This window comes from Delftia sp., from assembly GCF_059499305.1.
The window spans coordinates 16,498-29,998 of sequence record NZ_JCABYI010000012.1; the positions used below are offsets into that span (position 1 = coordinate 16,498).

The 13,501-nt window shown below is 69.2% G+C and carries 11 protein-coding genes; 5 read left to right on the forward strand and 6 right to left on the reverse strand.

Features of this window, described 5'->3' with window-relative positions:
- The first annotated feature begins 1 nt into the window (after position 1).
- The 3 genes from AC5I49_RS08975 to AC5I49_RS08985 are packed head-to-tail and all read left to right on the forward strand — an operon-like array spanning position 2 to position 2,502.
- The gene (locus AC5I49_RS08975; RefSeq protein ID WP_495789208.1) at positions 2-1,276 is read left to right on the forward strand and encodes a flavin-containing monooxygenase; all 1,275 of its coding nucleotides are present in this window, start codon (positions 2-4) and stop codon (positions 1,274-1,276) included.
- Between the two features lie 60 nt (positions 1,277-1,336).
- A complete protein-coding gene (locus AC5I49_RS08980) occupies positions 1,337-1,771 on the forward strand; it encodes a RidA family protein (protein WP_012204875.1) in 435 nt (144 codons plus the stop codon).
- 53 nt (positions 1,772-1,824) lie between these two features.
- Positions 1,825-2,502, forward strand: a complete 678-nt coding sequence (locus AC5I49_RS08985) for a DUF1028 domain-containing protein (protein ID WP_034364380.1) — start codon at positions 1,825-1,827, stop codon at positions 2,500-2,502.
- Between the two features lie 67 nt (positions 2,503-2,569).
- Here the strand turns inward: AC5I49_RS08985 and AC5I49_RS08990 are convergent, their stop codons facing one another.
- Positions 2,570-5,539, reverse strand: coding sequence for a diguanylate cyclase (locus tag AC5I49_RS08990; protein WP_495789209.1), 2,970 nt, complete (start codon positions 5,537-5,539; stop codon positions 2,570-2,572).
- A gap of 317 nt (positions 5,540-5,856) precedes the next feature.
- The gene (locus AC5I49_RS08995) at positions 5,857-6,819 is read right to left on the reverse strand and encodes a LysR family transcriptional regulator (protein WP_244386290.1); all 963 of its coding nucleotides are present in this window, start codon (positions 6,817-6,819) and stop codon (positions 5,857-5,859) included.
- A 116-nt stretch (positions 6,820-6,935) separates the two neighbouring features.
- On the opposite strand from AC5I49_RS08995, the gene AC5I49_RS09000 reads away from it, so the two are divergent.
- Positions 6,936-8,177 carry a serine hydrolase domain-containing protein gene (locus tag AC5I49_RS09000; RefSeq protein ID WP_061287790.1) on the forward strand — a complete coding sequence of 414 codons (1,242 nt, stop codon included), beginning with the start codon at positions 6,936-6,938 and terminating at the stop codon, positions 8,175-8,177.
- Positions 8,174-9,346 carry an MFS transporter gene (locus AC5I49_RS09005; protein ID WP_495789210.1) on the forward strand — a complete coding sequence of 391 codons (1,173 nt, stop codon included), beginning with the start codon at positions 8,174-8,176 and terminating at the stop codon, positions 9,344-9,346. Before AC5I49_RS09000 ends, AC5I49_RS09005 begins: the two co-directional genes overlap by 4 nt.
- Before the next feature lie 32 nt (positions 9,347-9,378).
- Here AC5I49_RS09005 and AC5I49_RS09010 read toward each other — a convergent pair whose 3' ends face one another.
- The 4 genes from AC5I49_RS09010 to AC5I49_RS09025 form a co-directional block, all read right to left on the reverse strand.
- Positions 9,379-11,655 (reverse strand): putative bifunctional diguanylate cyclase/phosphodiesterase, encoded by a 2,277-nt coding sequence (locus AC5I49_RS09010; protein ID WP_495789211.1) that lies wholly within the window; start codon positions 11,653-11,655, stop codon positions 9,379-9,381.
- Positions 11,656-11,683: 28 nt separating this feature from the next.
- The gene (locus AC5I49_RS09015; protein ID WP_016448192.1) at positions 11,684-12,442 is read right to left on the reverse strand and encodes a GGDEF domain-containing protein; all 759 of its coding nucleotides are present in this window, start codon (positions 12,440-12,442) and stop codon (positions 11,684-11,686) included.
- Positions 12,442-12,843: a DUF1987 domain-containing protein gene (locus tag AC5I49_RS09020; RefSeq protein WP_016448191.1), complete on the reverse strand. Its 402-nt coding sequence runs from the start codon at positions 12,841-12,843 to the stop codon at positions 12,442-12,444. The genes AC5I49_RS09015 and AC5I49_RS09020 overlap by 1 nt, the downstream gene beginning before the upstream one ends.
- An 84-nt stretch (positions 12,844-12,927) precedes the next feature.
- On the reverse strand, positions 12,928-13,500 hold the full coding sequence (locus AC5I49_RS09025; protein WP_016448190.1) for a SiaB family protein kinase: 573 nt from the start codon (positions 13,498-13,500) through the stop codon (positions 12,928-12,930).
- Position 13,501: the final 1 nt, after the last annotated feature.

Consider the following 13,501-nt stretch of genomic DNA (forward strand, 5'->3'; position numbering starts at 1 on the left):
CATGACAGCTGAAATCCAAACCATCAACACGCTCGTGGTCGGCGCCGGGCAGGCCGGCATCGCGGCCAGCGAACACCTGAGCCAGCTTGGCGTAGAGCACCTGGTGCTGGAGCGCCAGCGCATCGCCCAGGCCTGGCGCACGGGGCGCTGGGACTCGCTGGTGGCCAACGGGCCGGCTTGGCATGACCGCTTTCCGGGCCTGGAGTTCAAGGGCGACCGCGACGGCTTTCCCGGCAAGGACGAGGTGGCCGACTACTTCGAGGACTATGTCCGCCAGATCAAGGCGCCCGTGCGCACCGGCGTGGAGGTCAGGCGAGTCACGCGCAACCAGGGCCGGCCGGGCTTCACGGTGCAAACGTCCGAGGGCGTGATCGAGGCCCGCAACGTGATCGCGGCCACGGGGCCGTTCCAGGTGCCGGTGATCCCGCCGATAGCGCCAGCTGCGCCCGCCGATGGCCGCCTGCTGCAGATCCATTCCGCGCACTACCACCGCCCCGCGCAGCTGCCCGAAGGCGCCGTGCTGGTGGTGGGCGCAGGCTCCTCGGGCGTGCAGATTGCCGATGAACTGCATCGCGCGGGCCGCAAGGTGTTCCTGTCGGTGGGCGCGCATGACCGGCCGCCGCGCGCCTACCGCGGCCGTGATTTCTGCTGGTGGCTGGGCGTGCTGGGCGAATGGGATGCGGCCATTGCCAAGCCCGGCCGCGAGCATGTGACCATTGCCGTCAGCGGCGCGCGCGGCGGCCACACCGTGGACTTTCGCGCGCTGGGACACCAGGGCATCACCCTGGTGGGGCTGACCGAGTCCTTCGCCGATGGCAGGGTGCGCTTCCGGGACGACCTGGCCGAGAACATCGCCAACGGCGACGCCAACTACCTGGCCATGCTGGATGCGGCCGACGACTACATCCGCCGCAACGGCCTGGACCTGCCCGAGGAGCCCGAGGCGCGCAGGCGCCTGCCCGATCCCGAGTGCGTGCGCCATCCGCTGCGCGAACTCGACCTGGCCGCCGCAGGCATCACCTCCATCATCTGGGCCACGGGCTACAGGGTGGACTTCAGCTGGCTGCAGGTGGACAGCTTCGAGCCCGGCGGCAAGCCGCGCCACCACCGCGGCGTGGGCCATGAGCCCGGCATCTACTTCCTGGGCCTGCCCTGGCTGTCGCGCCGTGGCTCGTCCTTCATCTGGGGCGTGTGGCATGACGCCAAGTTCGTGGCCGACCACATCGCCAAGCAGCGCCGCTACAGCGACTACGACGCCGCTGCCCGCAGCCGGTAGCCGGTAGCAGGTAGCGCGCTCTGAGACACCTTCCCATCCACCCCCTGCAGGAGCCAGACCATGCCCACCCATACCCGCATCCGCATGTTCAACACCAAGGACACCTATCCCAACCAGTCGCTGGACAACGACCTGTGCCAGGCCGTGCGCGCCGGCAACACCGTCTATGTGCGCGGCCAGATCGGCACCGATTTCGAGGGCAACCTGGTCGGCCTGGGCGATCCGCAAAAGCAGGCCGAGCAGGCGATGAAGAACGTCAAGCAGCTGCTGGAGGAAGCGGGCAGCGACCTGTCGCACATCGTCAAGACCACCACCTACATCATCGACCCGCGCTACCGCGAGCCCGTCTACCGGGAAGTGGGCAAGTGGCTCAAGGGCGTGTTTCCCATCTCCACGGGGCTGTGCATCTCGGCCCTGGGGCAGCCGCAGTGGCTGATGGAGATCGACGTGATCGCGGTCATCCCCGATGACTGGCAGCCGCCGGCCAGCGCCTGAGCGTCAACCAAAGCAAGCACCTGGTACAGCCGCATCGGCAGGAGGAAGAAACCATGACTTTTTCGATTGTGGGGCGCTGCGAGCGCACCGGGCAGCTGGGCGTGGCCATCAGCTCGTCCAGCATTGCGGTGGGCGCGCGCTGCCCCTGGGTGCGCGCGGGCGTGGGCGTGGTGTCCACGCAGAACATCACGCTGCCCGCCCTGGGCCCGCGCGTGCTGGACCTGCTGGAGCAGGGCGCCGACCCCCAGGCCGCGCTGCGCCAGGCGCTGGACGACGGCAGCTGGCCGCAGTACCGCCAGGTCACCGTGGTGGACGCGCAGGGCCGCGCCGGCGTCTTCAGCGGCAGCCAGGCCCTGGGCATCTTCACCAGCGCCGTGGGGCGGCAGTGCGTGGCGGCGGGCAACCTGCTGGCCAGCGAACGCACCATCGAGGCCATGGTGCCGGCCTTCGAGCGCAGCGCGGCGCTGCCGCTGGCCGAGCGCCTGCTGGCCGCCATGCAGGCCGCCATGGCCGCGGGCGGCGAGGCCGGGCCCGTGCATTCGGCCGCACTCAAGGTGGCGGGCGAGCACAGCTGGCCCATGGCGGACCTGCGCGTGGATTGGTCGGAGCACGATCCCATCGGCGCGCTGCAAGGCCTCTGGGCCGCCTACGCGCCGCAGATGCAGGACTACCAGACGCGCGCCATCGATCCCACGGCCGCGCCCAGCTACGGAGTGCCCGGCGATGAGTGAGGCGGCCGGGTAGCTGACACATCGCCTTGCCCGGGCGCACGGGCGTGTCGCGGCACTGGCATCGCGTTCACTTGGCGTCTGAAATCACGGGGGTATCGGGCGTCCAGCACGTGGTGCGGTTGCGGCCATTGCGCTTGGAGAAGTACATGGCGGCGTCGGCCCGCTCCAGGCAGCGCTCGACCGATGCCTCGCCCTCGTCCATGAGGCATACGCCCAGGCTCACGGTGAAGCGGATCGGGCTGTCCTGGCCCTGTACGGACACGGCCAGCGCCGCCACGGCCTCACGCAGGTTCTCCGCGCGCCGCAGTGCGGTCGGGGCGTCCACGTCCGTCAGCAAGACGGCAAATTCCTCGCCGCCCAGGCGGCCCAGCATGTCGCCCTGGCGCAGCTGCTTGGACACCGCGATCACCAGATGCCTGAGCACCTCGTCGCCCACGCCATGGCCGAAGCTGTCGTTGACGCGCTTGAAATGGTCGATATCCAGCATGATCAGTGCCGACGGATGGCTCAGTCCTAGGCGCAGGTGCTCCAGCTCCGACTCCATGCGCGTGATGAAGGCCCGCCGGTTGCTGGCCCCCGTGAGCGCATCGGTCAATGCCAGGGCTTCGAGCTGCGTTTCGCGCCTCTTGTAGTCCGTCACGTCGTGGAATACCCAGCAGTAGCCAAGCAGCCGCTCCTGCCTGCGAAGCGGCAGCAGCTCCGTTTCTATATGGCGGCCGTTGGACAGGGCAAAGATCGTTCGTTGCGACAGGGCACCTGCCCCCGGTTGCGGTGCAGGCTGCAAGGCCGTTGCCATGGCCGGGGGCAAATAGGACAGCAAGGTCTGCAGGCTTTTCCCCACAAGGTCCGTGGCGGACAGCGGCAGCTCGAACAGGTCCACCAGCATTGCGTTGCTTGCCCTGATGCACTGCCCCGCATCGTCGGTCACCAGGATGCCTGACGGAAATTTCTCGATGATGGCCTCCAGCCGCTGCTGTACCTGGTGCAATGCGCTTTCCGCCTGATGGCGGGCATCTACGTCGAACAGTGTCCAGATCACATTGCCCTGGGGATCTTCGGGGTCCAGCAGTGCCCCCTGCATGTCGAACCAGCGCATGTGGCCACCCTTGACCTTCAGTGCCCACTCGGTACGCACCGTGCCCTTCAGGCTCAGGCGCTCGTACAGCGATGCGAAGCTGTCGAAACTGTCGCTGGACGGATGCAGCTGCTGGAAAGAGCACTGCGGCTCGAGCGCGCCCGCGGCAAGGCCGAAGCACTCGGCTGCCCGGGCATTGGCGTAGACGATGCTGCGGCGATGGCTGGCGACAAGCACCAGGGCGCTTCCGCGCTCCAGCAGGGCGCTCACCATATGGGTCTGCTCCACCCGTTCCTGGATATCGGTGTGCATTCCCAGCATGCGCAGTGCCTTGTTGTCGGCATCGCGCAGGGTCACTTCCCCGCGCGATTCGATCCATCGCCAGGAGCCATCGGCCTGCCTTATGCGCATCTCGACACGGAATGGGTCGCCGTGTTCGAGGTGGCGCCTGAGCCGTTCCTGGACGCGAGGCTGGTCCAGTGGGTGCAGCAGATGCATGAAGCCGGCCACCGTGAACGAACCGAGTGCCTGGTCCGGCATGCCCAGCATCTGGTAGCAGCGGGCATCCCACAGCACCTGGTCGTGTTCGCGGTCCCACTGCCAAAGTCCGTCACGCACGGCACCGATGGTCAGCCGCAGCCGCTCCTCGCTTTCGTGAAGCGCCTTGCGCAGGCTTTCGTCCTGGGTGACATCGAGGATGTAGCCATGCCAGAGCACGGTTGCGTCTTCAGTGCGTTGCGGGCGTGCATGGCCCTGCAGCCAGCGCACGGAGCCATCGGCGGACTGCACGCGGTACTTGCAGGCCCAGTCCCCCTGGCTGCGCATCGCTTCGTCGATGGACCGCCTGAGCGCGGAGATATCTTCCGGATGAACCCGCTGTGCCAGGTCCTGCAAGGCAGTGTCTGACGTATCCGGATCGATGCAGTGCATGGCATAAAAGCCGGGGTTGGCAAACGACAGAGCGTAGTGGCCGGCAGGGTCCCAGCTGTACTGGAACAGGCCGCCCGGCACTTCCTGCGAAAGGAGATGAAAGCGCTCTTCGGACTGGACCCGCTGGTCCTCCTCCCGCCAGCGCTGGAACGCCAGCCAGGCCGTCAGCATCCCGCCCAGAAAAATCAGCAGCGTGCCTATGCCGTTGCGCCACAGGCTCTGCCGTATGGTCTCGTTGAGCGGGCCGAACACGGCCTCGTGGTCCAGCCCCGTGCTCACCAGTATCGGAAAGCCGCTGACGCGGCTCCAGGCATACATGCGCTGTATTCCGTCGGTGCTCGCCAGCACCTCGTAGGTGCCATGCGTGACATCGGGGGCAAACAGCGCCACCCGCTTCGCGGGCAACTGGCGCCCGAGCACCCGGTCCTGGTTCTGCGAGCGCGCAAGATAGGTGCCGTCCTCGCGCAGCAGCAAGATCACGTCGCGCGGGCTGTCGAAGATGGCCTGCAACTGCCGCGACAGGTACTGCGGCGACAGCGACACCACCAGCACGCCCGCAAACGCGCCACGGTGGTGCAGGGCGCGGCTCAGCTGGATACCCCATTGCCCGGAGACCCGTCCCTGTACCGGACGGCCGATGAAGGTTCCCTGCGTCAGGCCCTTCAGATGCGCCTGGAAATGTTCGCGGTCGAAAATGGACACGCCCTGCGCAGGCGGCTCCGAGGCTGCCAGGCTCGAATACACCACCTGGCCCTTCGCATCGGCCACGGCCACCTGGACGATGGTGCCGGGCGGATAGGCCTCCTGGACGCTGGCGACGGCCCGCCCGAACGCCTCGGAGTCACCCGACTCGTAGTCCTGGGCCAGGTCCCGCAGGGAATAGTTCAGGCCCGACAGCATGGTCCCGGCCTGCGCGGAAACCGCCTGGGACATCTGCGAGACGCGCAGCCATGCCTGATCCTGTGTGTAGCGCTGCATGTACTGGTGGCTGGCCAGCAACGCGGCCCAGTACAGCCCCGCTGCGAGCGCCATCAAGCAGACGCCTGCAATGACGGCCAACGATGTTCTTGCGTGCGAGCGCGAGGAAAGGGCGGGACGATGGATAGCGGTGGAACGAGAAGACATGCAACGCAGCGAGACAAGAAAAAAGATCTGCAACGCCAGCTGTCAACCGCAATGGCCCACCGATACAGCGCCCCGCACGCCACAGCGTTCGAGACGCAGGTCCTGCCTGCCGGTGGGCCAGAGCAACCGATATTACTCTGTGAATACGTCGCTCTATAAGCATGCTAACTCAGATAGGGGCCTGCGCGATAGCCAGCAAGTCAGGGCAGCAGCCGGCGCGCAGCCTATCCGCGCGTCCCGGATGTCTGGGGTGTCTTGGGTGCCCCGGTCCTGGCAGCGTCCTGGACCTGCCCGGGCTGCGCCTGTGGAAACACCCGCGCGCACAGGAAGTCCACCAGTGCCCGCAGCTTGGGCGAGGGGTGCCTGCTGGCGGGCCACAGCACGTGGAAGACATTGGTGTGCTCCATCCAGTCCGCCAGCACGGGCTGCAGCCGGCCGTCGGCCAGCGGCTCGCGGATGGAAAAATCCGGCAGGTAGGCGATGCCCAGGCCCTGCAGCGCAAAGCACAGCCGGGTTTCGATGTTGTTGCAGATCATGGAGGTGGGCAGTTGCAGCTCGGGCGCGCCCGCTGCGCGCCGCAGCACCCAGGGCTCCAGCTTGCCGCTGTGGGGGTAGCGGTAGTGCAGGCAACTGTGTTGCAGCAGATCCTCGGGCACCCGGGGCGTGCCGCGCTGCGCCAGATAGCCGGGCGAGGCCACCAGCAGGTAGCCGAAGGCGCCCAGCCGGCGCGCGGACAGCCGGGAGTCGGCGGGCGCGCCCGTGCGCACCACGGCATCGAAGCCTTCCTCGATCACATCCACCAGCTGGTCCGTGAAGTCCAGGTCCAGCTCGATCTCGGGATAGGCGCGCATGAACTCGCCCAGCACCGGCAGCACCAGCGAGCTGACCAGGGGCAGGCTGACCCGCAGCCGGCCGCGCGGCGCGGCGCTGGCCTGCGACAGCTCCAGCTGCGCGGCCTCGATCTCGGCCAGGATGCGCCGGCTGCGCTCCAGGAACAGCGTGCCCTCGGCCGTCAGCGTGATGCTGCGCGTGCTGCGGTGGAACAGGCGCACGCCCAGCCGGTCCTCCAGCCTTGCCACGCTCTTGCCGATGGCCGATGCCGAGACTCCCATCAGCCGGCCTGCCGCCACGAAGCTGCGGGTCTCGGCGACCTGCACGAACACCAGGAAACCGTTGAGGCTGTCCAAGGCCACTCCTTCATTGCGGACAGAAAGCTCCGCATAACCCGGAAATCTACCCCACTTTTTCTTTAATCGAGGGCTTTCTATCGTCAGGACCCTGTTCATTGATCCCGGGAATTCCCATGACGATTGCTCTTTCTGCGGCATCTGCTGCACCCGCTGCGCTGCCTGCAGCCCCGTTGAACTCGCCCCTGTCCGACCGCATCCAGGCCGTGGTCCGGCAGGCGCTTGAGGCGCAGCGCCTGGTCGGCGCCGTGGTGCTGGTGGCGCGTGGCGGCGCCCTGGTCCACCGCCAGGCTGCCGGCTGGGCTGACCGCGAGCGCGGCCTGCCCATGGCCGTGGACACGGTGTTTCGCCTGGCTTCGGCGAGCAAGCCCATTGTTTCGGCGGCGGCCCTGGTGCTGGTGGCGCAGGGCCGGCTCGGTCTGGATGAGGGCGTGGACCGCTGGCTGCCGCAGTTCCGGCCCCGGCTGGCCGATGGCCGGCCGGCGCGCATCACCGCGCGGCAGCTTCTCAGCCACACGGCGGGGCTGGGCTACCGCTTCTTCGAGGCCGACGCACAGGGCCCTTATGCGCTGGCCGGTGTATCGGACGGCATGGATGGCTCGGGCATCAGCCTGGCGGAGAACCTGCGCCGCATCGCCAGCGTGCCGCTGCGGTACGAGCCCGGCACGGCCTGGGGCTACTCGCTGGCCACCGATGTGCTGGGCGCCCTCATCGAACAGGTGCACGGCAGGCCGCTGGAGCAGGCCGTGCGCGACCTTGTGGCCGGGCCGCTGGGCATGGCCGATACCGGCTTTGCCGTGACAGATGCGCTGGCCGCACGGCGCGTGGCCACGGCCTATGTCAGCGATGTGCCGCAGCCCCATCCGCTGGCCGAGGGCGAGACCGTGTCGCCCTTCGAGGGCGCCATCGGCATCCCGTTCAGCCCGGCCCGCATCTTCAATGCGCGGGCCTTTGCCTCGGGCGGCGCGGGCATGGCCGGCACGGCCGGCGACTTCCTGCGCCTGCTGGAGGCCCTGCGCCAGGGCGGTGGCACGCTCCTGCCCGACGCGCTGGTCGCCGAGATGGCGCGCGACCAGACGGGCGGGCTGGAGCTGCCCGATGCGCCCGGGTTCGGCTTCGGACTGGGCTTTTCCGTGCTGCGCGATCCGGCGCTGGCCGCGTCGCCCGAGTCGGCGGGCACCTGGCGCTGGGGCGGGGCCTACGGGCATTCCTGGTTCGTGGACCGGGCACAGGAACTCAGCGTCGTGGCCTTCACCAACACCTTGTACGAGGGCATGTCGGGGCGCTTCGTCAACGATTTGCGCGACGCGGTCTACGGGGTTTGTGAGGTCCACGGGGCTTCGGGAGAGCCGCAATGAACGGAACAAGCCAGGACCGCCTGCCCGTTGCCTCCCTGCTGGCGCTGGCCATGGCAGCCTTCATCACCATATTGACCGAGGCGCTGCCGGCGGGCCTGCTCCCGCAGATGGCCCAGGGCCTGGCCGTGACCGAGGCCTGGGTGGGCCAGACCGTCACCCTCTACGCCATAGGTTCCCTGGTGGCCGCCATACCGCTGACGGCCGCCACGCAGGGCATGCGCCGCCGCCCCCTGCTGCTGGCGGCGATCGCCGGCTTTGTCGTCGCCAACACGGTCACGGCCTTGTCCACGCACTTTGCGCTGACCCTGGTGGCGCGCTTTCTGGCGGGGGTCTCGGCCGGGCTGCTTTGGGCGCTGCTGGCCGGCTACGCGGCACGCATGGTGCCCGGCCATCTCAAGGGCCGCGCCATCGCCATTGCCATGGTGGGCACGCCGCTGGCGCTGTCGCTGGGCGTGCCGGCCGGCACCGTGCTGGGCCAGTGGGTGGGGTGGCGGCTGTGCTTCGGCCTCATGAGCGTGCTGGCGCTGGCGCTCATGGTCTGGGTGCGCGCCCGCCTGCCCGACTTTGCGGGGCAGGCGGCAGGCCGCCACCTGCCGCTGCGGCGCGTGTTCACCCTGGCGGGCGTGCGCCCCGTGCTGTTCGTGGTGCTGGCCTTCGTGCTGGCGCACAACATTCTCTACACCTATATCGCGCCCTTCCTGGCGGAGGCGGGCATGGCCGCGCGCACGGACCTGGTGCTGCTGGTGTTCGGCGCCACCTCCGTGCTGGGCATCTGGATCACCGGCGTGCTGATCGACCGCCACCTGCGTGCGCTCACGCTGGCCAGCATTGCGCTGTTCGCCTTGTCCACGCTGATGCTGGGCGTGGCCGCAGATGCGCCGGCCCTGGTGTATGCGGCGGTGGCCGTCTGGGGCCTGGCCTTTGGCGGCGCCGCCACGCTGCTGCAGACCGCCATTGCCCACACGGCGGGCGAGGCCGCCGACGTGGCGCAGTCCATGCTGGTCACGGCCTGGAACCTGGCGATTGCCGGCGGCGGCATCGTGGGCGGCCTGCTGCTGGCGCGCATGGGCGTGGGCGCCTTCACGCCCGTGCTGCTGGCGCTGCTGGGCGCATCGCTGGCCGTGGTGTGGGCGGCCAGGCGGCATGGGTTTCCTGCGGTGTGCAGGTAGGTAGGGAGGGAGCAGGGCGCGGCCTGCCCGCCTCAGGGGAACTCAGAGGTGCCAGGCTGCCTCTGAAGCGCTTCATTGCGCTGGCCCAGCCAGCCCAGCAACTGCGCCTTGTCCATGGGCCGGGCAACGTGATAGCCCTGTCCCTCCTGGCAGCCCATGGTGCGCAGGGCCTGCCAGGCGCTGGCGTCCTCTATGCCTTCGGCCAGGACCTGCAGGCCGAGCTTGCGGCCCAGCTGGGCGATCATTTCGGCGATGCGCGCTTCCTGTGATTCGCCAAGCTGGCGCACGAAGCTGCGGTCGATCTTGATGCGGTCCAGCGGCAGGCGCTCCAGGTAGCTCAGGGAGGAGTAGCCGGTGCCGAAGTCGTCGATGGCAATGGTCACGCCCAGGGTGCGCAGGGCGCTGAGCGTGGCCTGCAGCAGCTGGGTGGGCAGCACGGCCACCGACTCGGTGATCTCCAGCTCCAGCTGCGCGCCCTGCAGGCCGTGCTCGGCCAGGGCATGGCGCACCGTCTGCAGGAAGCCCGGGTCCTGCAGCTGCACGGTGGAGACGTTGACGGCCATGCGCCGGGGCGCGCGGCCGGCGTCCAGCAGTTCGCGCATGGTACGGCAGGCCGTGGCCAGCACCCATTGGCCCAGCGGCACGATGAGGCCCGAATGCTCGGCCACGGGAATGAAGCGGTCGGGCGGCACGAAGCTGCCATCCTGCCGTGGCCAGCGCAGCAGGGCCTCCAGGCCGACCAGGGCATGGGTTTCCAGGTCCACCTGGGGCTGGTAGACCAGGAAGAGCTGGGCGCCGTCGATGGCCGCGCGCAGGTCGGACAGCAGCAGGGCGCGGTCGCGTGCCTCCATGCCCATGTGCTCGGAGTACTCCAGCAGCTGGCCCCGGTGGTCGCGCTTGGCGCGCTTGAGGGCGATGGTGGCGTCCTTGACCAGGTCGGTGCCGGCCTGGCGTTCACGGGGCAGGTGCACGTAGCCGCAGGTCAGCGAGACCTTGTGCGGCACGCCGTCCACGGCCAGGGGCTGGCGCGCGCAGTCCAGCAACTGGCCCAGGGCCACTTCCCTTGTGGGGCCCAGGATGCCGAAGGTGTCCGAGCCCACGCGCGCCAGCAGCACGCCGGCGGGCAGGGCGCCGGCCAGGCGGCGGGCCATGGCTTCGAGCAGGCGGTCGCCGAAGCGGTGGCCCATCACGTCGTTGGTGGCGCTGAAGTCGTCGATGTCCACCAGGGCCAGCACATGGTCCTGCGTGCCACGCCACACGCATTCGTCCACTTTTTCCACGAAGTGAGCGCGGTTGGGCAGGCAGACCAGGGGGTCGAAGTAGGCAGACTGGTGCAGGCGCTCCAGCAGGCCGCGGTTGTGCAGCAGCGTGCGCAGGTTGGCGCAGAAGACTTCGAGCAGCTGGCGGTCCAGTGCGCTGTGCGAGGCCGGCGCGTCGATGAAGACGGCCATGTCCTGCTCGTCTCCCCGGCCGATGTACAGGGCCACGCCGCGTTGCACGCCGTAGATGTTGCGGCGGGTCTGCAGCGCCTGGCGCAGCAGGCGCAGCCCGCGCGAGGCCAGCACGGTGGCGATGGGCTGGTCGATGAGCCGGGCGAACGGCCCCGTGGCCGCGAGCACGCGGTAGGGCTCGGCCGGATGCGTGCCCTCCGAGCAGACCAGGCCTTCGCTGGCCACGCCCAGCAAGGTGGCCAGCTGGGTGATCACGCCGCGTGCGAAGGCGTGCAGGTTGGTTTCCTCCAGCAGCGAGGCGCTGGAGCGCACCATCAGCTCCAGGCTGCGGCGGTTGGCCTCGATGGCGCACAGCTGCTCGTAGGAGCGCACGGCGGTCACCACGATGGCCAGCAGCCGGTCGGGCGTGAGTTCGGTCTTGGTGCGGCAGTCGTTGATGTCGTAGCGCAGCAGGGTTTCCAGGTCGGGCGCCTGGCCCGGGCGGCCGGTGCGCAGCACGATGCGGCTGTTGCGCAGGCCGGCCGTGTAGCGGATGAAATCCACCAGGTCCAGCCCGGCGCCCGTGCCATCGGTCACGGCGTCGAGCACCACCACGGCCAGGTCCTGCTCGCTGCGCAGCAGGTTGCGTGCCTGCGTGCCGGAGCGGGCGTAGAGGAACACCAGCGGCCGGCCGAACAGGCTGTGGCCTTCCAGCGCCAGGCGGAAGGCGGCGTGTACATCGGGGTCGCTGTCCACGATCAGCACCCGCCATTCAGGCCCGGGCACGGGCGATGGCGGGGGAGGCTGCAGAGCCGGCTGCAGCAGGGCGGAAGCAGGGGCGGGCGCCCTGGGCGCCCGTGCGCGCATCACGAAACTCATGCCTCAGCCCTGTCCGTGTCCGCGCCGCTCAGGCCGTGGCATGGTCTGCCGCGCGCACGACCTGGTTGCGCCCGCTGCGCTTGGCGGCGTACAGCGCCTCGTCGGCCAGGCTGTAGGCCTCGTCGAAGCGGCCGCCGCTCGGGCGCCAGCTCACGCCGAAGCTGGCCGTGATGCAGCTGGCGTCGGGCAGGCCGAAGGGATGGGCCTCGATGGCGGCGCGCACCTGCTCGGCCACGCGCACGGCGCCGTCGCTGTCGTGCTGGGGCAGCAGCACGGTGAATTCCTCGCCGCCCACGCGGCCGATGTGGGCCGTGTCCGGCACGGCGGCCTTGAGGCAGCGCACCACGCCCAGGATCACGCTGTCGCCCACGGGGTGGCCGAAGCTGTCGTTCACGCGCTTGAAGTGGTCTATGTCCAGCACGATCAGGGCCAGGCCCTGCTGGGTGAAGTGGCGGTTCACGCGCTCGATGATGGCCGCGCGGTTGAGCACGCCGGTCAGCGGGTCGTGCGTGGCGCGGTACTCCAGCTCGCCGGCCAGCTCCTGCAGGCGCTGGTTGAGCTGGGTCATCTCCAGCTCGGCGCGGTCGCTGCGGCGCACCAGCCGGCGCGTTTCGCGCAGCAGGCGGTCATAGGCGGCCAGCAGCGCGCCCAGGGCCTGGTGGCAGGCCCGGGCGCCGGCCTCCTCGCCCAGCTCGTGGGCCGCGCGGGCCGCCAGCAGGGCCCGGTGCTCGGCATCGAAAAGATCTGCAGGAGCGGCGCAGGCGGCGGGTGCTGCCACGGTGTCCATCACGCGGCCTTCACGGGATGGCCGGTGAAGGCAATGGCGGCAAAGTCGTCGCGCAGCTCCTCGCCGAATTCGCAGATGGTGTCGTCTTCCTCGTCGTAGTACCAGTGCAGGGCCACGGTGCGGCCGGCCTCGGCGGCCTCGCTCAGCGCCTCGATGAGGTTGAACAGCATCTTGGTGCTGGAGCTGTTGAAGTAGGCCAGCGCGATGTGCACCTGGATCGGTGCCTGCTGCTGCGCGGGCTGCGCCAGGGCCAGGTAGTCCTGCAGGCGGGTGAGGATGCCGCCATAGAAGGCGGCGGCGTTCTCCGGATAGGACTCGCCACGCAGGTGCAGCGTGTGCGTGTCGAACCGGAAGTCCACTTCCGGGGAGCTGGGGGTCGGAGCGATGTAGAGGTTGTCCATGCGTGATCTCGGTGCGTTGTCCGTGCCTGCGCGCCCGGCCTGTCCAGGTCCGGTGCCGGAGCGTTCCTGGCTGGCCGGTGCGGCTCAGAGCGTGGCTTTCAGGTAGAAGACGGGACGACCGTCCACGGTCTGGGCGGGATCGAAGTCGAACTGCAGCGGCTCGCGCGCATCGCGGGCCAGGGTCAGGAAACCCATGCCCGCTCCCTTGCTGCCTTCGGGCGCGTCGTCGCGCAGCGACTGGCGGCAGGCCTTCTTGATCTCGTCCAGGGTCATGCTGCGCAGGGCGTCGAGCTTGGCGCGCAGCGCCTCGCCCATGCCGGGCTCGATGGGGTTGGCGCACAGCAGCACGAAGCTGCCGTCGTCCTCGCGGCGGATGCAGACCGCGCCGTGGCGCAGCTCGCCATCGTCCTGGTGGGGCGGGGTCAGGGCATCGGCCGAGTAATGGATGATGTTCTGCGCCATCTCCACGAAGGACGAGAACAGCTTGCGCCGCGTGGGGCCGGGCACGCCGGCCACTTCCAGCTGCAGCCGCACGGCCTCGGCCATGGCCGCGACGATGTTCTGCGAGAAGTAGCCCACGTAGTAGAAGATCACCTGGTGCTGGCGCGCCAGGTGGAAGAAGCTGCCGTACTTGTCGGCGATCTGTGCTTGGGGCATG

Bases quoted from the DNA above. Each gene is read 5' to 3' on its own strand.
- AC5I49_RS09000 (WP_061287790.1), top strand. From the start codon at position 6,936: ATGACGATTGCTCTTTCTGCGGCATCTGCTGCACCCGCTGCGCTGCCT.
- AC5I49_RS08985 (WP_034364380.1), top strand. From the start codon at position 1,825: ATGACTTTTTCGATTGTGGGGCGCTGCGAGCGCACCGGGCAGCTGGGC.
- AC5I49_RS09010 (WP_495789211.1), bottom strand. From the start codon at position 11,655: ATGAGTTTCGTGATGCGCGCACGGGCGCCCAGGGCGCCCGCCCCTGCT.
- AC5I49_RS09025 (WP_016448190.1), bottom strand. From the start codon at position 13,500: ATGCCCCAAGCACAGATCGCCGACAAGTACGGCAGCTTCTTCCACCTG.
- AC5I49_RS08975 (WP_495789208.1), top strand. From the start codon at position 2: ATGACAGCTGAAATCCAAACCATCAACACGCTCGTGGTCGGCGCCGGG.
- AC5I49_RS09005 (WP_495789210.1), top strand. From the start codon at position 8,174: ATGAACGGAACAAGCCAGGACCGCCTGCCCGTTGCCTCCCTGCTGGCG.
- AC5I49_RS08980 (WP_012204875.1), top strand. From the start codon at position 1,337: ATGCCCACCCATACCCGCATCCGCATGTTCAACACCAAGGACACCTAT.
- AC5I49_RS09015 (WP_016448192.1), bottom strand. From the start codon at position 12,442: ATGGACACCGTGGCAGCACCCGCCGCCTGCGCCGCTCCTGCAGATCTT.
- AC5I49_RS08990 (WP_495789209.1), bottom strand. From the start codon at position 5,539: ATGGCGCTCGCAGCGGGGCTGTACTGGGCCGCGTTGCTGGCCAGCCAC.
- AC5I49_RS09020 (WP_016448191.1), bottom strand. From the start codon at position 12,843: ATGGACAACCTCTACATCGCTCCGACCCCCAGCTCCCCGGAAGTGGAC.